General features: G+C 62.0%; 20 protein-coding genes. 11 read left to right on the forward strand and 9 right to left on the reverse strand.

Annotated elements, in window-relative coordinates; translation table 11 throughout:
* Positions 1–92 precede the first annotated feature (92 nt).
* Positions 93–5,690, reverse strand: coding sequence for a trifunctional serine/threonine-protein kinase/ATP-binding protein/sensor histidine kinase (locus FVF58_RS05640; protein WP_149668910.1), 5,598 nt, complete (start codon positions 5,688–5,690; stop codon positions 93–95).
* Positions 5,691–6,094: 404 nt separating this feature from the next.
* Between FVF58_RS05640 and FVF58_RS05645 the strand changes: the two genes are divergently transcribed.
* Together FVF58_RS05645 and FVF58_RS05650 are read left to right on the forward strand one after the other, a co-directional pair.
* Positions 6,095–6,751: a response regulator transcription factor gene (locus tag FVF58_RS05645; RefSeq protein ID WP_149668911.1), complete on the forward strand. Its 657-nt coding sequence runs from the start codon at positions 6,095–6,097 to the stop codon at positions 6,749–6,751.
* Positions 6,752–7,357: 606 nt separating this feature from the next.
* Positions 7,358–7,903: a DUF3331 domain-containing protein gene (locus tag FVF58_RS05650; RefSeq protein ID WP_149668912.1), complete on the forward strand. Its 546-nt coding sequence runs from the start codon at positions 7,358–7,360 to the stop codon at positions 7,901–7,903.
* A gap of 153 nt (positions 7,904–8,056) precedes the next feature.
* On the opposite strand, the gene FVF58_RS05655 is transcribed toward FVF58_RS05650, so the two are convergent.
* The 8 genes from FVF58_RS05655 to FVF58_RS05690 form a co-directional block, all read right to left on the reverse strand.
* Complete coding sequence (locus FVF58_RS05655) at positions 8,057–9,061, reverse strand: GlxA family transcriptional regulator (RefSeq protein ID WP_149668913.1); 1,005 nt, start codon at positions 9,059–9,061, stop codon at positions 8,057–8,059.
* Between the two features lie 55 nt (positions 9,062–9,116).
* Entirely contained in the window at positions 9,117–10,172 is a 1,056-nt protein-coding gene (locus tag FVF58_RS05660) for a HoxN/HupN/NixA family nickel/cobalt transporter (protein WP_149668914.1), read from the reverse strand.
* 84 nt (positions 10,173–10,256) lie between these two features.
* On the reverse strand, positions 10,257–10,604 hold the full coding sequence (locus FVF58_RS05665; RefSeq protein ID WP_149668915.1) for a nitrile hydratase accessory protein: 348 nt from the start codon (positions 10,602–10,604) through the stop codon (positions 10,257–10,259).
* 2 nt (positions 10,605–10,606) lie between these two features.
* Positions 10,607–11,248 carry a nitrile hydratase subunit alpha gene (gene nthA / locus FVF58_RS05670; protein ID WP_149668916.1) on the reverse strand — a complete coding sequence of 214 codons (642 nt, stop codon included), beginning with the start codon at positions 11,246–11,248 and terminating at the stop codon, positions 10,607–10,609.
* Positions 11,249–11,281: 33 nt separating this feature from the next.
* Positions 11,282–12,025, reverse strand: coding sequence for a nitrile hydratase subunit beta (gene nthB / locus FVF58_RS05675; RefSeq protein ID WP_149668917.1), 744 nt, complete (start codon positions 12,023–12,025; stop codon positions 11,282–11,284).
* A 25-nt stretch (positions 12,026–12,050) separates the two neighbouring features.
* Positions 12,051–12,554: a DUF1097 domain-containing protein gene (locus FVF58_RS05680; protein ID WP_149668918.1), complete on the reverse strand. Its 504-nt coding sequence runs from the start codon at positions 12,552–12,554 to the stop codon at positions 12,051–12,053.
* 25 nt (positions 12,555–12,579) lie between these two features.
* The gene (locus FVF58_RS05685) at positions 12,580–13,569 is read right to left on the reverse strand and encodes a CobW family GTP-binding protein (RefSeq protein ID WP_188130719.1); all 990 of its coding nucleotides are present in this window, start codon (positions 13,567–13,569) and stop codon (positions 12,580–12,582) included.
* A gap of 312 nt (positions 13,570–13,881) precedes the next feature.
* Complete coding sequence (locus FVF58_RS05690) at positions 13,882–14,796, reverse strand: LysR family transcriptional regulator (RefSeq protein ID WP_149668919.1); 915 nt, start codon at positions 14,794–14,796, stop codon at positions 13,882–13,884.
* Between the two features lie 282 nt (positions 14,797–15,078).
* On the opposite strand from FVF58_RS05690, the gene FVF58_RS05695 reads away from it, so the two are divergent.
* The 9 genes from FVF58_RS05695 (at position 15,079) to FVF58_RS05735 (ending at position 25,159) form a co-directional block, all read left to right on the forward strand.
* Positions 15,079–17,385 (forward strand): NADP-dependent malic enzyme, encoded by a 2,307-nt coding sequence (locus tag FVF58_RS05695; RefSeq protein ID WP_149668920.1) that lies wholly within the window; start codon positions 15,079–15,081, stop codon positions 17,383–17,385.
* A gap of 597 nt (positions 17,386–17,982) precedes the next feature.
* A complete protein-coding gene (locus tag FVF58_RS54105) occupies positions 17,983–18,111 on the forward strand; it encodes a hypothetical protein (protein WP_281291141.1) in 129 nt (42 codons plus the stop codon).
* Positions 18,108–18,983, forward strand: coding sequence for an FAD binding domain-containing protein (locus tag FVF58_RS05705; RefSeq protein ID WP_149668921.1), 876 nt, complete (start codon positions 18,108–18,110; stop codon positions 18,981–18,983). The genes FVF58_RS54105 and FVF58_RS05705 overlap by 4 nt, the downstream gene beginning before the upstream one ends.
* A gap of 3 nt (positions 18,984–18,986) precedes the next feature.
* Positions 18,987–19,475, forward strand: coding sequence for a (2Fe-2S)-binding protein (locus FVF58_RS05710; protein ID WP_149668922.1), 489 nt, complete (start codon positions 18,987–18,989; stop codon positions 19,473–19,475).
* Positions 19,468–21,822, forward strand: coding sequence for a xanthine dehydrogenase family protein molybdopterin-binding subunit (locus FVF58_RS05715; RefSeq protein ID WP_149668923.1), 2,355 nt, complete (start codon positions 19,468–19,470; stop codon positions 21,820–21,822). The genes FVF58_RS05710 and FVF58_RS05715 overlap by 8 nt, the downstream gene beginning before the upstream one ends.
* Positions 21,823–21,837: 15 nt before the next feature.
* A complete protein-coding gene (locus FVF58_RS05720) occupies positions 21,838–22,719 on the forward strand; it encodes an NAD(P)-dependent oxidoreductase (protein WP_149668924.1) in 882 nt (293 codons plus the stop codon).
* A gap of 9 nt (positions 22,720–22,728) precedes the next feature.
* Positions 22,729–23,394: an SRPBCC family protein gene (locus tag FVF58_RS05725; RefSeq protein ID WP_149668925.1), complete on the forward strand. Its 666-nt coding sequence runs from the start codon at positions 22,729–22,731 to the stop codon at positions 23,392–23,394.
* A 214-nt stretch (positions 23,395–23,608) separates the two neighbouring features.
* Entirely contained in the window at positions 23,609–23,920 is a 312-nt protein-coding gene (locus FVF58_RS05730) for an NIPSNAP family protein (RefSeq protein ID WP_149668926.1), read from the forward strand.
* A gap of 81 nt (positions 23,921–24,001) precedes the next feature.
* Entirely contained in the window at positions 24,002–25,159 is a 1,158-nt protein-coding gene (locus FVF58_RS05735; protein ID WP_149668927.1) for a M20 aminoacylase family protein, read from the forward strand.
* The last annotated feature ends 40 nt before the right edge of the window (positions 25,160–25,199 follow it).

The following is a 25,199-nucleotide window of genomic DNA, read 5'->3' on the forward strand; positions in this document are numbered from 1 at the left end:
CGTTCGTGCGCGTGGCGTCGATCCGGATGGGTCTCGTTCGTGCTCTCGGAACATGACCGGTTATTGCCCTGTTTTCCGCACCGGCTTGCCTGTCACGACGCGCCGCTGCCAATCCAGGGCAGGCTGAGCTGGAATATGGCCCCGTGCCCGGCATGGTTGGACGCCCGCACCTGTCCGCCGTGGGCTTCGATGATCGAGCGGCAGATCGACAATCCCATGCCCATTCCGTCGGCCTTCGTGGTGAAGAAGGCGTCGAACAGCCGGTTTGCGATTTCCGGATCGATGCCCGGGCCGGAGTCCTGTACTTCGACGACCACGTGCCCCTCGTTATCCCGATGAGACTCGATCAGTAGTTCGCGTGGGTCGTCGCCAATGTCAGCCATTGCCTGGATCCCGTTTATGACCAGGTTGATGAGCACTTGCTGAAGCTGGATCCGATCGCCGAGCAGAGGAGGCAAGTCGGAGGCAAGCATAAGGCGCAACGAAACCCGATGATTCAAGAGTTCGCGCTGAACCAGCGCTACGACGTCATTGATTACATCGTTGAGTTCGAGTTGCGTCTTCCGCGGGGCAGCCTTGCTGGTGAGCGTGCGGATACGCCGGACAATTTCGCTCGCGCGTCTGCCTTCGCCGATCATATGCTGCACACAGGCCCGCACCTCTTCCGGCTGCGGATTGTTGTGACCGAGCCATCGCAGGCAGGCTTCGCCACTGGTTACGATCGCACCGAGCGGTTGGCCTACTTCGTGGGCGATGGATGCACTCAGTTCCCCAAGCGTCGTTACGCGAGTTGCATGAGCCAGTTCTACCTGCAACGCTTGTAACTGCTCATCTGCTCGTTTGGCCTCGGTTCGCCGCGCTGCGAGTTCCGCCTCCGCCCCCTTCTGTTCGGTCAGATCGAGCACGAACGCTACGCCGTTTTCCTCCGAACCCTCCATGAGCGCGCCGCCGACCAGAACCGGGATGCGAGTGCCGTCCTTGCGGATATATTCCTTCTCATAGGGCTGGGAACTCCCGCGCTGCCGAAGTTCTTCAACCGCCCGCGCGTCGGCGGCATGATATTCCGGAGGGGTCATGGTGGCCCACTGGACCTGGCCGGACAGCAGATCTTGCCGCGAATAGCCGACGATCCGAAGAAACGCGTCGTTCGCGTCGGTGGTGATGCCGGCCACGTTCCAGAAGAACACGCCGATGATGTTCGACTCGACCAGCCGCCGGATGCGTGCTTCGCGCACACGCAACTCCTCCTCGGCCAGCTTGCGCTCGCTGTTCTCCCGCTGCAGATCGGCATAGAGCAGTGCGTTCTCCAGCGAGATCGCGGCCTGGGAGGCCAACAGTTCCAGCACAGTCAGGCGTTCGGGCGTGAACGCATGCGTGGCCAGGTTGTTCTCCAGATACAGCAGGCCGATCAACGCAGAGCGCCGCATGATCGGCAGACACAGCACCGACTTCGGCCGCCGGCGGGCGAAGTAGTCATCTGCCGCAAATGGATTCGATTGCATCGCATCCGTCAGCAATACCCGCTCCTGGCTGCGGCGCACGTAGTTGGTGATGGACGCGGGCAGCACCGATTCGCGTGTGGACGATTCCGGCAACGCCAGTGCGTTCAGCGCCCGGCCCAGATGCTGCCGTACCTGGATTGTCTGCTGCTCGACGCTTGCTTCCGCCGCGAGGACCAGGCTCTCGTTGCGCGCGAGCAGCAAATGGCAGGTCCGCGCCCCGGCATTTTCAAGCAGGATGTGCATCAGCGTGTCGACGAGATCCTCGAGCACGATCTGGCCAGAGATGGCTTGCGACGCTTTCATGACCGACAGCAAATCCAGTTGCGCAACGTTGCCGAACGCAGTGGCGGGGGATGAAGCCGGATCTTCGCGCAGTTGCGGCGCGCGCGCGTCGATCTGCCTGACCTTGCCGTCGGCGCCCCAGCGCGCAAAGCAGTCACGCGCCTTTCGCATATAGGTGTCGGCAATTGTCTCGAATCCACGCGTCCGGTAGAACGCCGATGCGCGCTCATAAGCGATTGCCTCGTTCTGGACGAAGTCGTGCTCGCGTGCCGATCGAATGGCCTGTTCGTACAGCTGCATGGCGTCGGAGTCGTGTCCCCCGAGTCGGGCAATCTCCGCGGCTATCAGCGTGGTGCGGTCCGCGAAATTCTCCGGGCAATTGTTCGCCCACGTCTGAAGCTGCTTATGGTGAACGGAGAGTGCCTCCAGATGCCTGGCTCGTTCGTCAGCCGATACCGAATCGCAGTGCGCCGCGCGCGCCAGTGCGCCATAGTAATGATATTCCGCCACCTCGAAGCAGAATGGCGTCGTCCACAGCAACCGCTCGGCGTTCGATGCCGCCGCGATGGCGCAAGCGTAGTCACCTGCGTGGAAACGCGCTTGCAACTTGCGAATCCAATACCAGCACGTGACAAGTGCCAGCCCCGGATCTGCGCCCAAATGCTGCTCGAACTGGCCTTCGTCGAATGCAGCATCGTTGAAGGAGCCAAAAGCGGGAGTCAGGCCGCGGAGTGCTTTGATCAGCCTGAGTTGCGTAGTCATGACGTCGGCGACGAATTCGAACTTCATTTTGTGTGCGACCTCGAAGCCGCTTTCGGCTTCACGCTGTACATCGCCGAGGGGATCTCCGGCACCTAGCAGATTGGTGATCAGGTTGTTGCCGCAATAGCCCGAAAACGTCAGGTCGCCGGTCTGGTTGGCCGTGTCAAAGGCGAGCCGCAGTGGGGCGCGACCTGAACGTATATGCCCCGTCCAGGGAGCGATGAAGGCGCCAAAGCCCGCATAGACGCGGGCTTTGAAGCGATCCATCCCGTGTTTCTCGACGAGGTCGATCCCGAGCCTGCCGAACCGGAACCCGGCTTGGTAGTCGCCGAATTGCGGCCCGAGGGTCATGCCGAGCATGACATAGGCGAATCCCGATCCGTCGCTGTTGCCATGCTCGAGGCTCAGATTCGCCATGCGGCTGGCGGTAAGACAATACAGGTTCATGTCGGTGGCATGGGCGGGCGGCTGGACGGCAGTTAGCACGTCCAGCGTGGCGCGGCAGACGGGATCGGTCATCAAAGGCAAATCGAGAAGCTGCTCGATCGAGCGGTTGCCCATCCGTTGCCACATGCGCTCGTATTCCTGTTGCACCTCCTCCTTGCGTGGGTGCGCCGACCACGTGACGCCGACGGCACGCAGATATTCGAGGCTCACTTCAACCGCACGGTCGGCCTGTCCCGCGTTCATATAAAGCGCCATGCGCAGACACGCGACGGCGGCCTTATCGATGAGGTTCGCGGCGCGGTGTGAAAGCATCGACAGTCGTTGTTCCGCCGTCGTCAGGTCGCCGATGAGGAATTCGCATTCGGCAAGCTGAAAGCCGAGCGAGAAGGTGAGCGCATCGTGCCGGTTCGTATCATCCTCTGTGGCCAGCGCATGGCCGGCAGTGAAGTAGGCCAGTGCCGATGCGTAAGCCGTCGCTGCCTTGGCACGTATGCCGGTGGTGAGATTAAGTTCAGCTACGCGCTCGCGCTCCTGCGGTGCCGTGATCAGGGCGGCGCCCCGGTTGAACTGATTCGCCACATCGAACAGATGCTCGGCGAGCTCATCGGCCGTTATGCTCGACAGGAGCACGCGGCCGATGCGCAGGTGTATTTCACTGAGGCGTCCTTCGGGAATCAGTGCATAAGCCGCCTGCTGGATCCGGTCGTGCAGGAACTTACCGCTGCCGCGGGTGCGCAAAATCAAATTTTCGCGCACCGCGGGCGCAAGATGTTGCTCAACCTCGGCTTGGCCGCTGACCAGCGCGAGCATCCGCAGGTCGAACCTGTTGCCGAGGCAGGCGGCTAGCTGCAGCGCTTCCTGTGCCGGGATCGGCAGTTGCCGCAACTTGCTCAACATCAGGTCGACGACGTTGTCGGCAAAGTCTTTCGCTTTGATCTGTTCAAGGTTCCAGCGCCATGCCTGGATCTGTGCATCTCGCCGTAGCAACCCCTCCTTGTGCAGCGCATCCAGGAACTGAATGAAGAAAAACGGGTTGCTCTCGGTGCGTTCGCAAATCAGCTGGGTGAGTGGCTCGCAGGACGCGGGTGGCGCGTGCAGCGTGTCGGCTACCAACTGGTTCAGATGCGCGACGGACAACGGCGCGAGCCGGATGTCGACCACGGGCGTTCCACTGTGATGGATCGCACCGAGGCTCTTCATCAGCGGATGCGTCCCGCTCACTTCGTTGTTGCGATAGGCGCCGATCAGCAGCAGGTAGCGGGTATCCGGGTGGGTGAGCAAGTGCTCGACGAGCGCCAGGCTGGCTGCGTCGATCCACTGCAGGTCGTCCAGGAAGAGCACCAGCGGGTGTGCGTTGCTCGTGAACACTGTCACGAATCGCCGGAAGACCAGGCGGAACCGGTTTTGGGCCTCCGTCGGCGGCAGCGCCGGTACCGGAGCTTGCGTGCCGATGATCAACTCGAGTTGGGGCAGCACATCCAGAATGAGCTGGCCATTGACCCCGACCGCGGCCTGTAGTTGTTGCCGCCAGCCCGCGAGGCGCGCAGCACTTTCGGCCAGCAGTTGCTGCACCAACTCGCCAAACGCTTGCGTAAGGGTGGCATAGGGAATGTCTCGCTGGTACTGATCGAACTTGCCTGAAATGAAGTGGCCGCGTTTCGCGACAATCGGCTTGCGCAGGGCATCGACCAGCGCCGACTTGCCGATGCCGGAGTACCCGGATACGGTCGCAAGCGACGCCTGGCCGGTGGACGCCATGATTTCGAATACACCGAGGAGCGTATTTGATTCCTGATCGCGCCCGTAGAGTCGGTGTGGTATCTGGAAGCGATCCGATAGATCGTCCGTGCCGAGCCGGAACGGCTCGATCCGGCCGCAGGCGCGCCATTGCGCCAGACACCGGTCAAGATCGGATTGCACTCCACGCATGCTTTGATAACGATCCTCCGGTAGTTTGGCGAGCAGTTTCATCACGATGTCCGACACCGGTTCCGGCACCGCGGGCGCGATGTCGCAAGGCGGCGGTGGCATGCGGGCGATATGGCAATGCGTCCATTCCAGCGGATCGCTCGCCTGGAACGGCAGTTGACCGGTGAGCATGCGATAGAGCAGCACACCCATCGAATAGCAATCGGTCCGGTAATCGACCGGACGATTCATGCGGCCGGTTTGCTCGGGGGACATGTACGCCCACTCGCCCACGGAGACAACAACGTCCTCTGGGGAGACGGTATGTTCCTGGGTCGTGGCGAGGTTGAAATCCACCAGCAGAACCTCGCCGGTTTCTGGCGCGACCAGAATATTGGCCGGCCGCAGATCCCGATGGATGACCTGGGCGGTATGGATGGCCGCCAATGCATCGGCTAGGTGATGCGCGATAGTCAGGCAGCGCAGCAGGTCCGGGCGCGGGCCGTGGCACAAAACGGTTTCGAGCGATTCGCCTGGGAAGGCTTCCACAATCGACACCAGGCGTCCGCGGTCATCGATCAGAGTGAGCGGTTTGGCAATGCCCGCGGCTTTCAACGTTTGAAGGAGCAGGTATTCGCGTTTGAAACGAGCGGATTGGACTGCGCCGGCGTGTTCAGGAAGGAGCTTCAGCAGCACAGGCATCTGATCCGTCAGGCGGCGGCCACGGTAGAGGGTCGAGCCCGCAGTCATGTAGATACGATCAATGGTCTGACAATTCCCGACAATCATTGTCCCCCCTTGTCCGCCGGCGACCTGGGCCGACACCTGCAGGTTGCATTCCGCTGGCGGATGGGGCGCAGGTTCGCATGAAGGTTGGCCTCATCCAAAGTGATCACGTCGCGAACCGCAACGATTTACAATTAGTTTACTCGGTCACCAATGATATGCAGGAGCATTGGCAAGGTGATGAGCGTAAAACAAGACCCCATTAGGCGCGACAATCGAACGGGAAGCGATCGACGGATTCTGGCTCAGTCCAGTGATTCGCGCCTGCCGATGCCCCCTTGCTGCAAGCTGTCTGGGATCCGGTGACGTGCGCAACAGTGGCGGCGTAAAATGGGTGCATGCCAGCAGGGTGCGACCGCATTCCGGCTTCGCGAGGTGTTCAGATGACTACCAGGCCGACCCGCCGAATGGCGGATGAACCCGAAGCAACTGACGGTTCCGTCATCTACGTTGTCGATGACGACGAGGGAATCCGGCGAGCCCTTGACCTGCTCTTGCGCTCCGTAGGCTTGCGCGTCGAGACGTTCGAGTCCCCGGACGAATTTCTCCGCTTTCCTCACTCCGCGGGACCGAGCTGCCTCATCCTGGACGTGCGACTCCGCGGGAAAAGCGGCATGGCTTTTCACCAGGAAATCGTTAATAGCGGCATGCATATTCCCGTCGTATTCATGACCGGTCATGGAGACATCGAGATGGGGGTGAAGGCAATGAAGGCTGGCGCGCTCGATTTTCTCGCCAAGCCATTCAAAGACCAGGATATGCTCGACGCAGTTGCTCAGGCCCTCGCGCGAGACAGCGAGCGGCTCGCGGCAGAAGCCGCGTTAACAGGTCTGCGCGCTTCGTACCAGTCTCTTTCGCCGCGCGAGAAAGAGGTGATGGGCTTTGTCTTGTCCGGTCTGCTGAACAAGCAGATCGCCGCTGAGATGAACCTGAGCGAGATCACGGTCAAGGTCCACCGTGGACAGGTGATGCGAAAAATGAATGCGCGCTCAATGCCGGACCTTGTCCGCAAGGCCGAATCGCTTGGTGTCAAGCCCTGTCTGCCCGACGGCCGTCATCGCTGAGCGCCGTCGTACGTGAGCGCTTCTGCAGACCATTCGCGCGGATTGAGCAAAGGTCCGATCCTTGGCGCCGAGCAGTCATCGAGCCTGTGTCGGCGTTCATTTCCAGATGGCCGCTCTGGTTGCTTGCGTTTGCCGCTCAACCGGAGATTCGCCTTACAGGGCAAGCTCAGTGAAGTCTCCTTGCCGCGCTTCTTATACGTCCGTATAAGGCGGTTACGCTAATGCGGCATCGGCATATCCGACCGTAGAGTAGACTCGCCCTCCTGCTAGACCTACCCTTATCTCATCGCGACACGCTCGCTGTTATTGCAGCGCCAGGCTCGCGGTTCGGCCCGACGACCACAGGGCACTTCCGGATGGCCGCTCGACCGATGTTCTTCGCAACGTCTCCAAGGAATCATCGTGTCACATGTTCTACGTAGCTGGATCCATATCGGCAGCAACGCATATAACGAGTACACGTTCGTGCCGTGGTTTGGCAGGACCATTTATCGCCGTACGGTCGACTTCTCCATCATATGCATCCAGTAGCCGCAAGCCGGGCGTTGTTCGACCTCCAGGGTTTTTCGCTGCTGTTTCACTATTTGATAAGGATGGCAAAGGATCGTGAACGTTGAGCTCAATACGAATTCTGACATCCTGTCAGAAAGTGAATCTTGTCATACGCCTGCTTTCCCTGCGGTGTCCTCATCTCATCATCCATCATCGCATCGGCCGGGCCGACTCACTTCAGCGCCCGAGGTTCGAGACCCGTGGGCGACGACGCTCGCAGTCATCGACCATTTTCTTTCTCCGCCAGACCCGATGTGGAATCCTCCGGACCTATCCGGTCGTTCCCGCCTGGATGGCGAGCCGGTCAATTCGCGTAAGCCGGACGGCGATCACGTGCGCACCTATACTGTGACGGTCGTGGAGGAACTGCCCAATTCGCTCTTCGCGTTGCGCTGGCACGACCCGACGCTTTGTAACTACGAGGAACAAATCTGGGCACCCTGCCTCGCTCGCACGACGGGGCGTTGCGCCCTGTCTGGCGAGCACATCAACAAGGGCGACCCGGTCTACCGTCCCCGAGTCCGCGGACGCTTCATCCCACTTAACCGCGATGAAGCGATTCTGGCCAGCGAGCTGATCAAGGCCAACACACGCGACTGAGACGCGCTGGAGTTGACGTATGTCGACTCAAGCTCACCAGTAGAGCATCGTTGTGCCACTGGGACCTCCAAGGTCGCGTTCCACAAGCGGTTCAACTTCAATCCAGGCGTATCGACGATCGCGTGCAATTCGCGCGATTCGCGATCGCTGTCGTCATCGATGACGGACAGCAGCAGCCCCTTCGGTCACCGGATCGCCGGAGCGAAAGCGCTGCCGGTATTCGGCGGGACTGATCTGAAGCCGGCGGCTAAACGTACGCCGAAGTGTATCCGCGCTCTCAAAACCGCAACGTTTCGCGATTTCGCCGATCGGGTGGCGGGTGCTTTCGAGGTAGCGGCGCGCGGCATCGATGCGCGCGTCGTTCAGGAATGCAATCAGACTGACGCCGCACTCCTTGGTGAAGATGCGGGACAGATTGCGCGGACTCATTTTGAGCCGGCGCGCAAGCGAGGCGGTCGTATGATTCAGGTGAAGATTGTCGAGCAGGTACTGCTGAATTGACTGGATCTGGGAATCGCTGGCGGCCTGGGTTTCCAGCAGCGGGCTGAACTGCGATTGGCCGCCCGCGCGGCGCACGTACACGACCAGATACTTCGCGACGTCGAGCGCCATTTTCTTGCCGAAGTCCTCTTCGATCATGACCAGCGCGAGATCGATGCCGGCGGTCACGCCTGCGGTCGTATAGAGGCCGCTGTCTTTGACATAGATCTGGTCGGGTTCGACCTTCACCTTCGGAAACATCGACGAAAGACGCGTGGCGTCCATCCAGTGTGTCGTGACCGTGCGGTTATCGATCATGCCGGCGGCGCCGAAAGCAAAAACGCCGTTGCAGATAGCGGCGATCCGCCTGGTACTTTTGTGCTGCTTCGCGAGCCATTCGCTAAGCGTGGAGTCTTCGAGTACTTCGAATACGCCGAGGCCGCCGGGCACGATCACCGTGTCGAAATGCGGACACGGATCGAAGATGGTCCTGTCCGGCATGACCGTCAGCCCGCTGGAAGACAGCACGCTGCCCCGGGTCGTGCCGATCGTCAGCATTTCGTATTCGCACGCCCCTTGACTGAGGATACGAACTTCCGCAAAGGCATCTTTGGGGCCCGCGATATCGAGCAGCTGGAATCCTGGGAACAGGACCATTCCGACGGTGATCTTGCGCATAGGTGTCAGTCAAAATGCAGCCGAGGCCGGCGCGGCGCATGCCGCATGCGCTTGGCTAGCGGCTTGTCCCGAGTTCATCGAAGCGTCGGGTTCGGTAAAGCACCATCGATACGACCCAACTCGCGGCGAAGACACCGATGATGACGTAGCCCAGCGTGCCGAAGTTCTCGTTCAACGTACCGATAGCATCCCACAGCTTGCCTTCGAGCTTCAAGTGGTCAGAAATCAGGTTCAACGCCTCGATCGTGCCGACCAGCAGCGCAACCGCGACCGACACCAGCGTGATCGTCATGTTGTAGTAGATCTTTCGAATCGGCTTTAGATACGCCCAGCCGTAGGCGCCGAGCATCAGGTGGCCGTCGAGCGTATCGATCAGCGACATCCCCGCGCTGAAGAGTGCCGGGAACACCATCACCGCCCAAGGCGAAATGCCGTGCGAAGCCTGCGACGCGGACATGCCGAGCAGGCTCACCTCGGTTGCGGTATCGAAACCCAGTCCGAACAGAAAGCCAAGCGGGAACATGTGCCAGCTGCGTGAGACGAGCCGAAACATCGGACGAAAAATCCGCGCGAGGAAGCCGCGATCGGCTAGCAACATGTCGAAATCGTCGTCGACGTAGGCGCCGCCTGCGCGTAGGTGACGCCATGCCTGGAAGATCGATTTCAGAATCAGCAGGTTCAGGAACGCGATCGCGAACAGGAAGAGGGTCGATACCGACGTGCTGATCAGTCCACCCAATTCCTTGTATTGGGCAAAGCGCGTGTTCAACACACTCGCGACTGCTGCGACCGCGAGCGAGGCGATGACGATGATCGTCGAGTGACCGAGCGAGAAGAAGAAGCCCACGGCGACAGGGCGTTTTTTATCCTGCATCAACTTACGGGTCACATTGTCGATCGCGGCAATGTGATCGGCATCGACCGCGTGGCGCAAGCCCAGTCCATACGCGATCAACGCAGTGCCGAGCAGGACCGGGTGGTCCCAGAACGACACGAACGCCCAGATCCACGCGCCGGCATTAGTCACCAACAGCAGGCCGTAGATGCCGAAGAGCTTGCGCTGGACCAGCGGATCGGATCCGGTGAGTACATTGGACAGTTGCTTGAGCATGATAGGTATCCTGATGAAACTGCGTTACGCGATATGGCCAGCGTTCTCGTGCCCTTGCCTGAACGCTGGAAGCAAAAGCACGACTCAGTTGCCGGACGGACGCAATGCGTGCAGATTCAGCGACGCCATGTCAGTGGCCGACAGCACTCCAGCCTGCGTTACGGTCTTTTCGAGGGCGAGCAGAAAACGCTCGTAGTAATCCCACGGCGGCTGCCCCGCGCAGTATCCGTCTTCCCATTCGGCGATCGACTCGATGAGGTTCTGACGGAAGTCGTCCCACTCGAAGTGCCCCGCCTTCGACAACGAAAGCGCGAGCCCGAATACCTGCCGTTCCCATGGCTTGTCGAACAGCAGTTTGCCCTGCATGCGCGGCGGAGAGTCCGGATGTCCAAGCATACTGGAGGCGGCATATTCCTCGAAACGGGTAAACATGATCAGACCACCGGCCGTGGCGATGCAGAAGGCGAGGGCACCAGCGCCACCCCCATCATCGCTTCGGGCGTGACGAGCGCGGCCAGTTCCGCTTCACTCATGCCTTCGGTGCCGGCGGGCCGCTCCGGGATGACAAACCAGCGGATTTGCGCGCTGCTGTCCCATACCTTGACTTCCGTATCGTCCGAAACCGGCACGCCAAACTCCTTCAGCACGGCGCGCGGTTCGCGCACGCCGCGCGCGCGGAACACGGGGTCCTTATACCAGTAGGGAGGCAGACCCAGCACGGGCCACGGATAGCAGGAGCAAAGCGTGCAGATGATGAGGTTGTGAACGCCGTCGCCGTTGGCGACGGCGGCCATGTGTTCGCCTTCCGCGCCTTCCATCCCGGCCGGGAAGTCCATTTCCGCAATCGCCTTCGGTGTGTCTTCGACAAGGCGTGCCTTGAACGCCGGATCGGTCCACGCGCGCGCCACGATTTTTGCGCCATTGAACGGACCGGCCATCGTTTCGAAATGACTCAGCACGGTATCGACCGAGTCGCTGCCCAGCACCCCTTTCTCGATCAGAAGCGCTTCGAGCGCTCGTACCTTGGCTGCGCTCGCGGCCTCGCGGTCGTCGTCGTATTTGAAAAGTTCGCTCATGTTGGTTCCGTACCAGATGATAGGTGTAGAGATTCAGTTCGATGTGTCGAGATACGCTTCGTATAGGTCGGCGTAGATCGTCGTGTTCGGTTCGCTCTTGTCCTTGCCCCAGATGTCCTCGGCTTTGAATGCAACGCGGTAGACGGGCATCGGCTTGCCGATGCCGTCGGGTCCGGTCGAAACGAAGTAGGAGTAGGCACCCGGATAGACGAACTCGATCACACCGCGCTTGTTGCGCAGATAGCCCGGCAAACGGGTGTGATCGACGGCGGCCGGATCGGCTATGCACACCTCGGCGCCGGGTTCGAAACGCGGTGCCTGAATCAGTGCGTTCAGCCCCGAATCGCCTTTTGCAAGGTAGTCGTTGATCTGCGAGGCGATTGCCGGATTCGGCTGCTCAGGCAGCGGCGCATCCGGATGGGCGCGGTAGTGCGCGGTTTTCTGCGCGAGTTCGTCGGCCGAAACATAGCCCTGATCGATGAAGAATTGCGAAATTCCCATCAGCCATTTTTCGTAGTACCGGTATTTGAAGTATTCGAACGGCTGCATGCCTTCGGCGCCGGTGCGCAGCGACGCCCAGGTCCACGTGTTCCTGAACGTGGTAGGCAGCGTTGCTACCGGGTACTTTGGCAGCGCGTCCGACAGATGCGTGCTTTCCGCCATCATCACCGTATGAATGCCGAAAATGCGCTTCTCCCACGGCTCGATGAAAACCCGTGTCTCGACATTGACGGGGCCGAGGTTTTCGAGCCCGCCAAGGCTGTGCTGTAGTTTCATGGTGTGCGGTTCCTGGAGGGTGAGGTCAGTTGAGTTGAGGCTGAGGCTTGTGGCTCAGTGCTTCGCCGAACGTTTCGGAGACGATGCCGAATACGGCGCCGGTGACGAGCGCGGCGGCAGCCACCAACGCGGGGTTCTGAATGCCGACCGTGGTAATCGCCTTGCCGGTGGCGACCATGGTGCCGACCGTCGAAGCGAAGCCCCACACGACGGCCGGCAGCACATTCAGCAGCTTCAGCTTCGAGACCTGCACCATCGCCGCACTCCCGACACCGACGCAAACCGCTGCGACGAGCGGCGTCGGGCCGGCATTGGCGATCGCCAGCAGCGAGAGCGAGGCGATGACGAGGCCGGTGAGATTCGATGCGACGCTCTGCACGAAGCCGCGCGGACCGCCGCCGACCACGAAGAACGAAGCCCACGCGATAAAGGTGACCCAAACCGGGACTGGAAACACCGTTGCCGTGACGTAGGTGTCGACGACGGCGAGCACGCCGATACTGACGGTAAGGGCATCAGTCTTCTTCATTGCAGAATCCTCGAGGTAAGTTGGGCTAGTGGATACAGCTGAGAAACGATTCGCGTAGTTGCGAAAAATTCAGATTGCGGCCGATGAACACCACCTTGTTCTCGCGCGGCTCGTCCTTGCGCCATGCGCGTCCGGGTTCGGCTTCCAGCAACATATGCACGCTATGGAAATGGAACTGCCGCGCTTCGGCGTGGAAGTTGAGGACCCCTTTCATCCGCATCAGTTGCTGGCCTTGCTGCTGCACGAGTTCGTTGATCCAACGGCTAAAGCGCGTCGCATCGAGGTTGCCCTTTTCGACCAGCGCGCACGCTTGAATCGACGTGTCGTGTTCGTGGTCGTGAGCGCCTTCGTCGAGCAGATCAGGCTCGATCGCAAGCAGCGTGGGGAGCGAGAAGCGGCGCATACCCAGCAGAGCGTCCGCGCGGATTTGCGAGCGGGTCGAGGTGATGATGGCGGCGGTCGGATTCAATGAACGGATGGTTTGTTCGACGGCGATAAGCTCGGCTTCCGGGATCAGGTCGAGCTTGTTGATCAGAATGACGTCGGCGAAGGCCACCTGTTCGCGCGCAATGTCGTCATCGAGTTGTCGGCGCAAGTGCAGTGCGTCGACCACGGTGACGACCGATTCGAGATCCACGGCTTCGCGCAGGTCGGGATCGGCGAGGAACGTTTGCAGGACCGGTGCCGGATCAGCGAGTCCGGATGTCTCGACGATCAGTCGCTGCATGGGTGCCGCACCGGTCTGCGGGCGCGCCAGCAGCGCTTTCACACTGCCGACGAGGTCCGCGCGCACCGTGCAGCACACGCAGCCGTTATTGATTTCGATCAGCGCCTGTTCTTCCGCGACGATCAGTTGTCCGTCGATGCCGACTTCGCCGAATTCGTTGACGACCACGCCGATCGATCCTGGCGCGCATTGCTGCAGCAACTGATTGACGAGGGTGGTCTTACCCGCGCCGAGAAATCCGGAGATGACGGTGACGGGAAGCTTGCGCAGTGTGGGTGTGCGATTCATGAGAGAGTCCGTTGCTGATCGAGACTGACTCAATAGAGCGAGTACCGGACCTGTCGCGGTCATCCGTCTGTGCGGGAAATCAGCTTGTCTCGAATGCACTGAAAATGTGGCCGTTTTTGTCCGAGACGGAAAATGAGGACAAAATGGCACGATCACGCGGCATGAATCAGATGCCAAGCGCTGGTGCAGGTGTGAGGTGCGATGCCCCGCGACGGTGCGGAATGCTCCGTGACTATGCGGCGGGGTGGAGACGATCGCCTGGAAAAGCGCTATCGAAAGCGCGGCTTCCGCAACAACCGGAAGTGCCTATGGCTATTCCGTTCTGGTCGCGACCGGCTTGCGGAAATGCTCGACCAGAAAATCGATGAACGCCCTCGCACGAACGGTCTGATTGCTTCGGCTCGGATAGTAGACGTACAGATCCGCCGGCGGCAGCACGAATTCAGGCAGCACCACCTTCAGTCTGCCGCTCTCCAGGTACCTGGCCAGATCCCACTCCGAACGAATCGCGATCCCGTGACCGTCCAGCGCCCACCCGAGCACGATATCTCCGTCGTTGCTCGACAGTATCCCGTGCACCTTGACGACTTCGCTCTGTTCGCCATGCATGAAGCGCCAGATGCCGTAGGCATCGTCGTTCTGCCGATGGATGATGCAGCGGTGATCGCTGAGATCGTGAAGGCTGGACGGCGTGCCATGTCGCTTCAGATAGCCGGGCGACGCGCACAGCAAACGCCGGTTCGACATCACACGGCGCGCATTGAGGCGTTTATCGGGCAGCAAGCCGAAGCGGATCGCCAGATCGAAGCCGCTTTCGACCAGATCGATTGGCCTGTCGGTCACTTCAATCTGCACCTCGACATCCGGGTGGCGCTTCGCGAATGCAGAGACGATCGGCGCGATCACCGTGCGACCGAAGCCGAGTGTGGCGTTCACGCGTAACAGGCCGCGTGGTGTCGAGCGGCCGCTCGTCACCAAGTCTTCCATTTCGCGGACTTCGGCCAGAATCCGCGTCGCGTGCAGCAGGTAGGTTTGGCCCTCGCTCGTCAAACTGACGCTGCGCGTCGTCCGGTTGACGAGTCGCACGCCGAGCCGGCTTTCCATCTGCACAAGCCGTCGGGTGGCAGCCGGCGGCGTGAGATCGAGCGCTCGGGCGGCCGCCGAGAGGCTGCCGTGGCGCGCGACCAGCACAAAAAACTCAAGATCGGAAGCGATGTCAGTTTTCACTGAAAGTAAATAGACAAGTGATTTGCAGTGAATTCTAAACGTGTATCTCGCGGCTAAGCTATTACGTCCCATCTCCCCGCGCATTGAGCCACGTGCGATGTCTCAGGAGGCGCCTGAATGAATTGGCCGCCACGCATGCGTTCGGTGCCGACGGCAGGGCGATTGACCTGACCGGCGATGTCGTTGCGCGCCATTGCCAGCGGGAGCCCCGCTGGGCCGTCGCTGATTTCTGATGCCTTCGATATCCGAGCGTTCCGACCACAGTTTGCGAGTAACGAGAGAATGACAAACAAAACTGCCGTACAGAACATCCGCGAAGCCGCACTCGATTACCACGAGTTCCCCACCCCCGGGAAGCTGGCGATCACCCCGACCAAGCAGATGATCAACCAGCGCGACCTCGCGCTGGCGTACTCGCCGGGCGTCGCGTTCGCGTGCGAGGAAATCGTCGAGAACCCGATGAACGCCGCGCGTTTCACCGCGCGCAGCAACCTCGTCGGCGTCGTCACGAACGGCACCGCGGTGCTCGGCCTCGGCAACATCGGGCCGCTCGCGTCGAAGCCGGTCATGGAAGGCAAGGCCGTCCTGTTCAAGAAGTTCGCCGGCATCGACGTGTTCGATATCGAGCTGAACGAGTCCGACCCGCACAAGCTGGTCGAAGTGATCGCCGCGCTCGAACCGACCTTCGGCGGCATCAACCTGGAAGACATCAAGGCGCCGGACTGCTTCATCGTCGAGCGCGAATGCCGCAAGCGCATGAAGATTCCGGTGTTCCACGACGACCAGCACGGCACCGCGATCGTCGTCGCCGCGGCGATCACCAACGGTCTGAAGGTGGTCGGCAAGAGCATCAAGGAAGTCAAGCTGGTCGCCTCCGGCGCGGGCGCCGCGGCGCTGGCGTGTCTGGACCTGCTGGTCGATCTCGGGCTGCCGCTCGAAAACATCCTCGTCACCGACCTGGCCGGGGTGGTCTACAAGGGCCGCGTCGAACTGATGGACCCGGACAAGGAACGCTTCGCGCGGGAAACCGACTCGCGCACGCTCGCTGAAGCGATCGGCGGCGCGGACGTGTTCCTCGGCCTGTCGGCCGGCGGCGTGCTCAAGCAGGACATGGTCAGGCAGATGGCGGACAAGCCGCTGATTCTCGCGCTCGCCAATCCGACGCCGGAAATCCTGCCGGAACTGGCGCTCGAAGTGCGCCCGGACGCCGTGCTGTGCACGGGCCGCACCGACTACCCGAACCAGGTGAACAACGTGCTGGTGTTCCCGTTCCTGTTCCGCGGCGCGCTGGATGCGGGCGCGACCACGGTGACGCGGGAAATGGAAATCGCGGCGGTCAATGCGATCGCCGAACTGGCGCGCCAGGAGCAGAGCGACATCGTCGCGACCGCGTACGGCATCCAGGATCTGTCGTTCGGGCCGGCGTATCTGATTCCGAAGCCGTTCGATCCGCGCCTGATCGTCAAGGTCGCGCCAGCGGTGGCGAAGGCCGCGATGGATTCAGGCGTCGCCGAGCGTCCGATCGAGGACATGGAAGCGTACCAGCAGCATCTGCAGCAGTTCGTGTATCACAGCGGCACGACCATGAAGCCGATTTTCCAGCTCGCGCGTGGCGTCGAGCCGGAGAAGAAGCGCATCGTGTTCGCCGAAGGCGAGGAAGAGCGCGTGTTGCGCGCGATCCAGATCATCGTCGACGAAAAGCTGGCCAGGCCGATCCTGATCGGGCGTCCGGCGGTGATCGAGCAGCGCATGGCGCGCTACGGTCTGCGTCTGATCGCGGGGCAGGACTACTCGGTCGTCAACACCGACCATGACGAGCGTTACCGCGATTTCTGGCAGGAATACGCGAAGATGATGTCGCGCAAGGGCATCACCGCGCAGATGGCGAAGCTCGAAATGCGCCGCCGCACCACGCTGATCGGCGCGATGCTGGTGAAGAAGGGCGAGGCGGACGGCATGATCTGCGGCACGGTCAGCACGACGCATCGTCACCTGCACTTCATCGATCAGGTGATCGGCAAGAAGGAAGGGGCGAAGGTGTACGCGGCGATGAACGCGCTGGTGCTGCCGAACCGGCAGATTTTCCTGGTCGACACGCACGTGAACGTCGATCCGACGCCGGAGCAGCTCGCCGAGATCACCATCATGGCCGCCGAGGAAGTGCGCCGTTTCGGCATCGAGCCGAAGGTCGCGCTGGTGTCGCATTCGAACTTCGGGTCGAGCAACGCGCCGACCGCGCAGAAGATGCGCGACACGCTGGAGATCCTGCGCCAACGCGCGCCGGAAATGCAGGTGGACGGCGAAATGCACGGCGACGTGGCGCTCGACGCGAATCTGCGTCGCGAGGTGCTGCCCGATTCGACGCTGGAAGGCGACGCGAACCTGCTGGTGCTGCCGAACATCGACGCGGCCAACATCTCGTACAACCTGCTGAAGACCGCGGCGGGCAACAACATCGCGATCGGCCCGATGCTGCTCGGTGCGGCCCAGCCGGTGCATGTGCTGACGCCTTCGGCGACGGTGCGCCGGATCGTCAACATGACGGCGCTGCTGGTGGCGGACGTTGTGGGCGGCCGCGCGAACCGCTAGTTCATCGGCCGCGGCCTGGTCACGCCGGGCTGCGGCGAAGCAACCGCGCGTTGCACGGTGCCTACGAGGACACTGACGATTCGGCAACGCGAGCTGCATCTACTACAACGACAATACTGTGCCTTCCGACGCGGTGATTGCGATGCACGTCCGCGACTTGCCGGCCGGCATGCCTTCACTGCCGCCGGCGCCGGAACACGCCCGGGCGTGACACGGTGGGCAGTCTGCCGGTCGGCGGATTCACCAGGCCAGCGCCCATCACTTTCTAACCACCTCGGTCGTCTATGCGGCCCACGTGCGTCCATCCTTGGCGGCACATCTGTGCGCGCCCGATTTCTACAGAATTGCCGCCACATTGCTGTCCCACAGCTCGCCCCGTGTCAGAGTTCTTCCGCTCAATCGTCGATTGACGATAACTATTTCTGTGATTGAACGGGCCAATCCATCGGATCAAATAGGGTAAAAGCCCTATAAAACAGCATGCCGCTGCTCAGAATACTTTCAACATCCTTTGACTAAATTTTTGTTGCAAAATCGTTATGTCGTCAGTTGACGATTTAGTTTATTGAAGATATCTTCCAATGCTTTGGGCAGTCGATGCTTTTTCGTGTTGGCAAGGAGCGTTCTTGCAAGGTCGGTGAGCGCGTGACCCTGTCGATCTACCGCCGCCGTCTGCACCTTTTCGATCAGGCGAGCGGCGTGAACCTGAAGGTGCAGAACGCATGAAACCTGCGGTATTTTCGTATCACCGGCCTCACACGCTTGAAGAAGCGCTGTCGCTGCTCGCGCAGCACGGCTTCGACGCGAAAGTCATCGCGGGAGGGCAAAGCCTCGCGCCGATGATGAACATGCGCTTTGCGCAGCCGGCACATCTGATCGACCTCAACGCATTGCCGCAACTCAGCGGCGTGACGCTTGCGGGTGAGGTGCTATCCATTGGCGCGATGACGCGCCATCACGAGGTGGCCACCAGCGGCACGGTGCGCGCCGCTTGCCCGCTGCTCGCGGAAGCGGCCGCGACCATTGGACACTACGCGATTCGCCAGCGCGGCACGCTTGGGGGCAGCCTTGCGCATGCGGATCCTGCTGCGCAAATGCCGCTCATTGCCAGCACGCTGGGTGCGAGCATCGAGATTGCCGGACCGGAAGGCAGCCGTGAGGTGCCGTGCGCAGAGTTCCTGATTGCAGTAATGACGACCGATCTCGCCGCCGAAGAAATCATTCGAGCCGTGCATTTCCCGGTTGCACGCCCGGGCGAGCGGCACGCATTCGAAATCTTTAGCAGGCGACACGGCGACTTCGCGATAGCGGCTTGCGCACTCACCGCCATGCTCCACGGCAACAGATTCTCCAGCCTGCGCATCGGCCTCGGCGGCGTAGCGGACACCCCGCTCGTGCTGGACGAACTCGCAGCGGGTTTCGTGGGCGCTCCGGCCGATGCGCCGACTCTTGCTGCAATCGCCGACGCGGTGGCTGGCGCTATCGATCCGTATGATCAGCCGGACATCAGCGCCGCTTACCGGCGCGATCTGGTCAAGGCGCTCACGGCGCGAGCGTTGCAACGCGCGACGCAGTCGGCCAACACGACCTTCAATTGAGTCATGGAAAAGAACACGATTTATCTCAATGTGAACGGCACCCGTCACGAAGTGCATTGCGAACCGCGCAAGCTCCTTTCCGATGTGCTTCGCGAAGACTGCCGTCTGACCGGCACGCACGTGGGCTGCGAGCACGGTGTATGTGGCGCATGCACTGTGCTGATCGACGGCCGTCCGGCGCGTTCGTGCCTCACGTACGCCGTTCAAATGGACGAAGTGCGGATCACCACGATCGAAGCTGTCGCGCAGGATGGCCGCCTCTCTCCGCTGCAGCAGGCGCTGCATGAGTGTCATGGCTTGCAGTGCGGCTTTTGCACGCCGGGCATCGTGATGACCTTCGAGGCTTATCTGCGCGAGCACCCGAGCCCCTCCGAGGCCGAGGTGCGCGAGGCGCTTTCCGGCAACCTGTGCCGCTGCACCGGGTACCAGAACATCGTGCGGGCGATCCTGCGCGCGGCCGCGCGGATGCGCGGGGAGAGCGCCAATGTCTGAGCAGACGTTTCGCTACCTGAACAAGGCGGTGCCGCGCACCGAAGACTATCGCCTGCTGACGGGCTATGGCCGGTATCTCGACGATATCGAAATCGCGGGCGCCCTCCACGTGTGTTTCGTGCGCTCGCCGCATGCGCATGCGCGGATCGTTTCAGTGGATACCGCGGCGGCTGCCGGCATGCCTGGTGTCGTGACCGTCGTCACCGGCCGGGAGCTGGCTCAGTGGACCACGCCGATGCGTGTCGCTGCGCCGGTCGAGGGCTTGTTGCCGGTCGAGTTCGCGACGATGCCGACCGACATCGTGCGCTTTCAGGGCGATCTTGTCGCATGTGTGGTTGCGACCGACCGGTACCTCGCGGAAGACGCGGCGGAGCAGGTCATGGTCGAGTTCGAGCCGTTACCTGTGGTGACCGATATGTGGCAGGCACTCGAAGCCGATGCCGCGCAAGTCGACCCAGGGGTGCCCGGCAACCTTGTGTCGTACCAGACCTACTCGAACGGCGACCCGCAGGGCGTGGCCCAGCGAGCCTACCGCGTGGTCGAAACGACCTTTCAGCAGCAGCGGCAGACCCATGTGCCCATCGAAACGCGCGGATGCGCCGCAGTCTGGGACGCCGGGCGCGACCACCTGACATTCCACATCGGAACCCAGGTGCCGCATCCTTTGCGCACTCAGCTCGCGCAACGGCTCAGACTCAGCGAGTCGCAGGTGACGGTGATTTCGCCTGACGTCGGCGGTTCGTTCGGTCAGAAGATCGCCTTGTACCGCGAAGAGCTGACCGTTGCTGCACTCGCGCGTCATCTGAAGCGGCCGGTGCGCTGGCGCGAAGACCGTCTCGAGAATCTGACCGCAGCGGCCAATTCCCGTGAAGACTTCTGCCGCACGCGCGCCTCGGTGGATGAGCACGGCACGCTGCTCGCGCTCGATCTGGAGATCCGCGAAGACTTCGGCGCGTATTGCTTCTTTCCGGCGAACTACCTCGCGCGGGTGGTCGCGATGGTGTTGAGTGGACCGTACCGGCTGCAGCATTACGCGTTCGACGTGAAGGTCGTGCTCAGTCACAAGTGTGGCAACGCACCCATGCGCGCGCCGATGTCCATCACCAGCTGGGTCATGGATGGCACGCTGGAAGCGATTGCGCGCGAGCTGAAGCTGGACCCGGTCGACGTGCGCCGCCGCAACCTGTTGACGCCGGAGGAACTGCCGTACCGCACGGCCACCGGCGAATTGCTGGCCGACATTACGCCGTCGCAGACTTTTGAAGCAGTGCTGGCGGCCTTCGACTACGACGCTTTTCGCGCGCGCCAGCAGGCGGCGCGGGCAGCCGGCCGCTATCTCGGGCTGGGCATGTGCAACGTGGTCGAGCCGACGACGTACGGTTCGCGCTTCTATAAATCGGCCGGCATTCCGGGCTCGGGACACGAGGCGAGCTGGATCCGCATCGAGCCGAGTGGTGTCGTGAACGCGTCGGTGGGTCTCGGCCCCAGCGGCCAGGGCTATGAAAGCGCAATGGCCAATGCGGTGGCCGAAGGCCTGGGTGTGGATCCGTCGAGCGTGCGTATTCATCTGGGCCACACCGATATCGCGCCATACGGGATGGGCAGCCGCGGCGCCCGCAGCGGCACGGCGGGCGGCGGCGCGCTTTATTTGTGCGCGCTCGATGCGCGCCGCAAGGTGCTCGCCATTGCCGCCGGTTTTCTCGACCTGCCCGATGGCGACGCCCTTCGCCTTGTCGACGCGCGCGTCGAGTGCCGCAGCGGCGACGCGTGGGTCGACACGGGTCTGACGCTCGCTGACGTGGCGCGGCGTGCCTACATGGATCCTACTTCGCTGCCGCAGGGCCTCACGCCTGGCCTCGAGTTTCACCTGACCTACGATCCGCCGCCGATGACCTACTCGAATTCGACGCACGGGTGCGAGATCGAACTGGACGTGGCCACCGGTGCGATCCATTTTGCGCGCTACGTGATCGCCGAAGACTGCGGCACGCTGCTCAATCCCACCGTGGTGACAGGGCAGCAACACGGCGCAGTGGCAATGGGACTGTCCGGCGCGTTGTTCGAGCACACGCGCTATGACGAAACGGGGCAGAACGTAACCGGCTCGTTGGCCGACTACCTGATCGCCACTTCGACCGAATTACCCAATTTCGAGATCATCCCGTTGCATACGCCTAGCCGCGCAACGGCGGCTGGCATCAAGGGGATGGCCGAAGGCGGCGTGATGGGCGCGCTCGGCGCCTTGACCAACGCCGTGAACGACGCGCTAGCGCCATTCGGCGTGGTGGCGGACCGTCACCCTTTGACTCCCATGCTGTTGCGCGACCTGCTGCGCGACAAACTCTGACCGGATCAAGCAATCATGAATCAATCTGCAAGCAAACCCGCTGTCGGCTTTATCGGCCTCGGCATCATGGGCGTCTCGATGGCGGCGCGGCTCGCCGCAGCGGGCTATCCGTTGCACGTCTATAACCGTACGCGTGCGAAGGCCGAGCCGCTGATCGAAGCGGGCGCATCATGGCACGCCACGCCGAAGGCGCTCGCTGAAGCATCCGACGTGATCATCACGATCGTCGGCATGCCGGACGACGTGCGTGCACTGTACCTCGGCGACGACGGTCTGATCGTGAACGCGCGGCGCGATGCCGTGCTGATCGACATGACCACTTCGAGCCCGCAACTGGCCGAAGAGCTGGCCGCGCACGCCGCGGCTCACGGCGTGCACATGCTGGACGCGCCGGTTTCGGGCGGCGATGTCGGCGCCCGCGAAGGACGGCTGTCCATCATGGTGGGCGGCGCGGCCGACGCGCTCGCGCGCGTCGAGCCGATGCTGCGCTGCCTCGGCGCGAACATCGTGCTGCAAGGCGGACCGGGCGCGGGCCAGCACACCAAGTTGTGCAATCAGATCGTGATCGCATCGACGATGCTGGGTGTGTGCGAAGGCCTGGCGTATGCGCACAGCGCCGGACTCGATCCGCAGACCGTATTGAGCGCGATCGGCGGCGGCGCGGCTGGCGGCTTCCAGTTGAACAACCTGGGGCCGCGCATCGCGAAGGGCGATTTCGCGCCTGGCTTCTTTATCGAGCATTTCATCAAGGACATGCGGATTGCGCACGAGGAAGCCGCTCACATGGGACGTGAGTTGCCGGGTCTGGATCTGGTGCGCAGTCTTTATCAGAAGCTCGCCGAGCAAGGCTTTACGCGTAACGGCACCCAGGCGCTCTTCAAGCTCTACGAGCGTTGAGGAGCGGCGATGAAGCTAGCTGATCAATGCATTCTCCCCGCGCGACCCGAGACCGTGTGGCGTGCGCTGAACGATCCTGCCGTGCTCGAAGCGTGTCTGCCCGGCTGCAAATCGCTCGCGATGCTGGACGAGCGGCATTTCGAATCGACGGTGCAGATTCGCGTCGGTCCGGTGGCGGCGACTTTCAAAAGCAATGTGGAGCTATCGGATCTCGATCCACCCAGGGCTTACACGATTGTCGGCACGGGCAATGCGGGCGCAGTTGGCTTCGCGAAGGTCACCGCGCGCGTGCAACTCGAACCGCAAGGTAAGACGACCGTGCTCGCATACGACGCGGATGTCGAAATCGGCGGCAAGCTGATGAGCGTGGGGTCCCGCCTGATTCAGTCCGCGGCGGGAAAGAATCTCGACGCCTTCTTCGGCGCGCTGAAGGCGCACATCGAAAAGGAGGCGGCGCCCGCGAACTCTATGCAAGACATCGCGCCGGCGCCGCAAACACGGCTGGACAACGCGCCACTGACCGGCGGCATGCAACATCAGCCGCACGGCGCGACGAGGCCGTCCAGCGTCACGGCCAAACCCGGCCCGACACCCGATCTACGGGTCTGGCTGGTCGGTGCAGGTTCAGGTCTGTTCGGTTTGCTGGTTGGATTTTTGATTGGGCACGCGGCCTGACGGTACGCGTCGCGATGGTGGTGCCCGTGAGTGTGCAGACCGGGCACCGTTTTGAAAGTTAAGGAGGCTCGACGCTGCGATGCGTGAGCGCGCTGCGTGTGGGCAGACGGCACACCTTCCAACTTGCGGTGGAGTACAGATCTGCCGGGCCGCGTAACTGTGTGCCTGGAGGGCGTCGTTTTTGTGAGCGTTTGAATTGGGACAGGAGGCAATCATGCTGGTGGAAATGCGTACGTACCAGATTACGGCAGGGAAGGTGGGCGAGTTTCTGCAAATTTACGAGCGCGAGGGGCTCGAGATCATCAGTCAGTACGCACGGCTCAAGGGCTGCTGGACTAAAGACTCGGGTACGTTGAATTCGGTCGTGTTCTGCTGGGGCTATGACGACTACGCGCATCGCGCCGCGCAGCGCGCGAAGCTCGCCGCCGATCCGCATTGGCAAGCTTTCACGCCTCGCATCCTGCCGTACCTGGTGCATCAGGAATCAGTGTTCCTTGCACCCGTGCCGTTTTGCCCGGCTGACTGATGCAGCAGAAGTGGTGAATTTTTCTGACTGCCGGACGTGCAACGTCGCTTGTCGCGCCGCAGTCTGCTTATGAGGTAATCAATGATTGAAGCTGAATTGCTCGACAACATGGTGACGTGGCGTCGTGCGCTGCATGCGCATCCCGAGACCGCGTTCGAAGAAGTCTCGACGGCGCGGCTGGTGGCATCGGTACTGCGAGAGTACGGTTTTGAAGTGACCGAGGGAGTCGGCAAAACCGGTGTGGTCGGAACGCTGCGAAGGGGGAGTGGTCCTGCGCTCGGATTGCGTGCGGATATGGATGCGCTGCCGATGGTGGAGTACAACGAATTCGAGCACCGTTCGCAACAGCGCGGAAAAATGCACGCGTGCGGTCACGACGGCCACACCGCGATGCTGCTGGGCGCCGCCGCTTCGCTAAGCCGCGATACCAGTTGGCACGGCACGGTGCACGTGATTTTCCAGCCGGCCGAAGAGGTGGCGGGCGGCGGCCGCGTCATGGTCGAAGACGGACTCTTCGAGCGTTTCCCGTGTGACGCGGTATTCGGGCTACACAACTGGCCCGGCTTGCCGCTCGGCCATTTCGCGATCAACCGTGGTCCGATGATGGCGTCGTTCGATACCTTCGAAATTCTGGTGGACGGCAAAGGCTCGCATGCCGCGATGCCGGAAGAGGGGATCGATGCGCTGGTCTGCGCGAGCCATGTCGTGATTGCGCTGCAGACTATCGTGAGCCGGCGCGTCTCGCCGAAGGAAGCATGCGTGGTGAGCGTCACGCAGATTCATGGCGGCGAGGCCTGGAATGTGTTGCCCGATCGCGCCGTGATTCGCGGCACCGTACGCTGCTTCGATGCCGGCGTGCAGGAACTCGTACGGAGCTTGCTGGACGAAATCGGCACACTGACCGCGCAGGCGCATGGCGCGAAAGCGACGCTGTCTTACCGCTACGGCTATCCGGCAACGATCAATGCGCACGCGGAAGCCGACGTCGCGCTCGAGGCGGCGCGCGCGACGGTCGGCGCGACGAAAGTGACGTTGGGCTGTAAGCCGTCGATGGCCTCGGAAGACTTCGCGTTCATGGCGCAGGCGAGGCCGGGTGCGTATGTCTGGATGGGCGTCGACGGGCCCAAGCCCGGCGCTCCGCTTCACAACCCGCACTACGACTTCAACGACGATGCATTGGCTACCGGTGCGTCGTATTGGGTGAACGTCGTGAAGGCGTTCGGCGCTGCGCGTGGGTGAAGCGTCGCGGCTGTCCTGTGCGACTGCGTGGCCTGTGAGG

Origin of the sequence: Paraburkholderia panacisoli, assembly GCF_008369935.1 — a bacterium.
GTDB lineage: Bacteria > Pseudomonadota > Gammaproteobacteria > Burkholderiales > Burkholderiaceae > Paraburkholderia > Paraburkholderia panacisoli.

Excerpts from the sequence above, each read along its gene's own strand:
- FVF58_RS05735 (WP_149668927.1), top strand. The coding sequence starts at position 24,002 with ATGATTGAAGCTGAATTGCTCGACAACATGGTGACGTGGCGTCGTGCG.
- FVF58_RS05680 (WP_149668918.1), bottom strand. The coding sequence starts at position 12,554 with ATGAAGAAGACTGATGCCCTTACCGTCAGTATCGGCGTGCTCGCCGTC.
- FVF58_RS05730 (WP_149668926.1), top strand. The coding sequence starts at position 23,609 with ATGCTGGTGGAAATGCGTACGTACCAGATTACGGCAGGGAAGGTGGGC.
- FVF58_RS05695 (WP_149668920.1), top strand. The coding sequence starts at position 15,079 with ATGACAAACAAAACTGCCGTACAGAACATCCGCGAAGCCGCACTCGAT.
- FVF58_RS05645 (WP_149668911.1), top strand. The coding sequence starts at position 6,095 with ATGGCGGATGAACCCGAAGCAACTGACGGTTCCGTCATCTACGTTGTC.
- FVF58_RS05660 (WP_149668914.1), bottom strand. The coding sequence starts at position 10,172 with ATGCTCAAGCAACTGTCCAATGTACTCACCGGATCCGATCCGCTGGTC.
- nthB (WP_149668917.1), bottom strand. The coding sequence starts at position 12,025 with ATGAAACTACAGCACAGCCTTGGCGGGCTCGAAAACCTCGGCCCCGTC.
- nthA (WP_149668916.1), bottom strand. The coding sequence starts at position 11,248 with ATGAGCGAACTTTTCAAATACGACGACGACCGCGAGGCCGCGAGCGCA.
- FVF58_RS05710 (WP_149668922.1), top strand. The coding sequence starts at position 18,987 with ATGGAAAAGAACACGATTTATCTCAATGTGAACGGCACCCGTCACGAA.
- FVF58_RS05665 (WP_149668915.1), bottom strand. The coding sequence starts at position 10,604 with ATGTTTACCCGTTTCGAGGAATATGCCGCCTCCAGTATGCTTGGACAT.
- FVF58_RS05720 (WP_149668924.1), top strand. The coding sequence starts at position 21,838 with ATGAATCAATCTGCAAGCAAACCCGCTGTCGGCTTTATCGGCCTCGGC.
- FVF58_RS05685 (WP_188130719.1), bottom strand. The coding sequence starts at position 13,569 with ATGAATCGCACACCCACACTGCGCAAGCTTCCCGTCACCGTCATCTCC.
- FVF58_RS05705 (WP_149668921.1), top strand. The coding sequence starts at position 18,108 with ATGAAACCTGCGGTATTTTCGTATCACCGGCCTCACACGCTTGAAGAA.
- FVF58_RS05640 (WP_149668910.1), bottom strand. The coding sequence starts at position 5,690 with ATGATTGTCGGGAATTGTCAGACCATTGATCGTATCTACATGACTGCG.
- FVF58_RS05725 (WP_149668925.1), top strand. The coding sequence starts at position 22,729 with ATGAAGCTAGCTGATCAATGCATTCTCCCCGCGCGACCCGAGACCGTG.
- FVF58_RS05655 (WP_149668913.1), bottom strand. The coding sequence starts at position 9,061 with ATGCGCAAGATCACCGTCGGAATGGTCCTGTTCCCAGGATTCCAGCTG.
- FVF58_RS54105 (WP_281291141.1), top strand. The coding sequence starts at position 17,983 with ATGCTTTTTCGTGTTGGCAAGGAGCGTTCTTGCAAGGTCGGTGAGCGC.
- FVF58_RS05715 (WP_149668923.1), top strand. The coding sequence starts at position 19,468 with ATGTCTGAGCAGACGTTTCGCTACCTGAACAAGGCGGTGCCGCGCACC.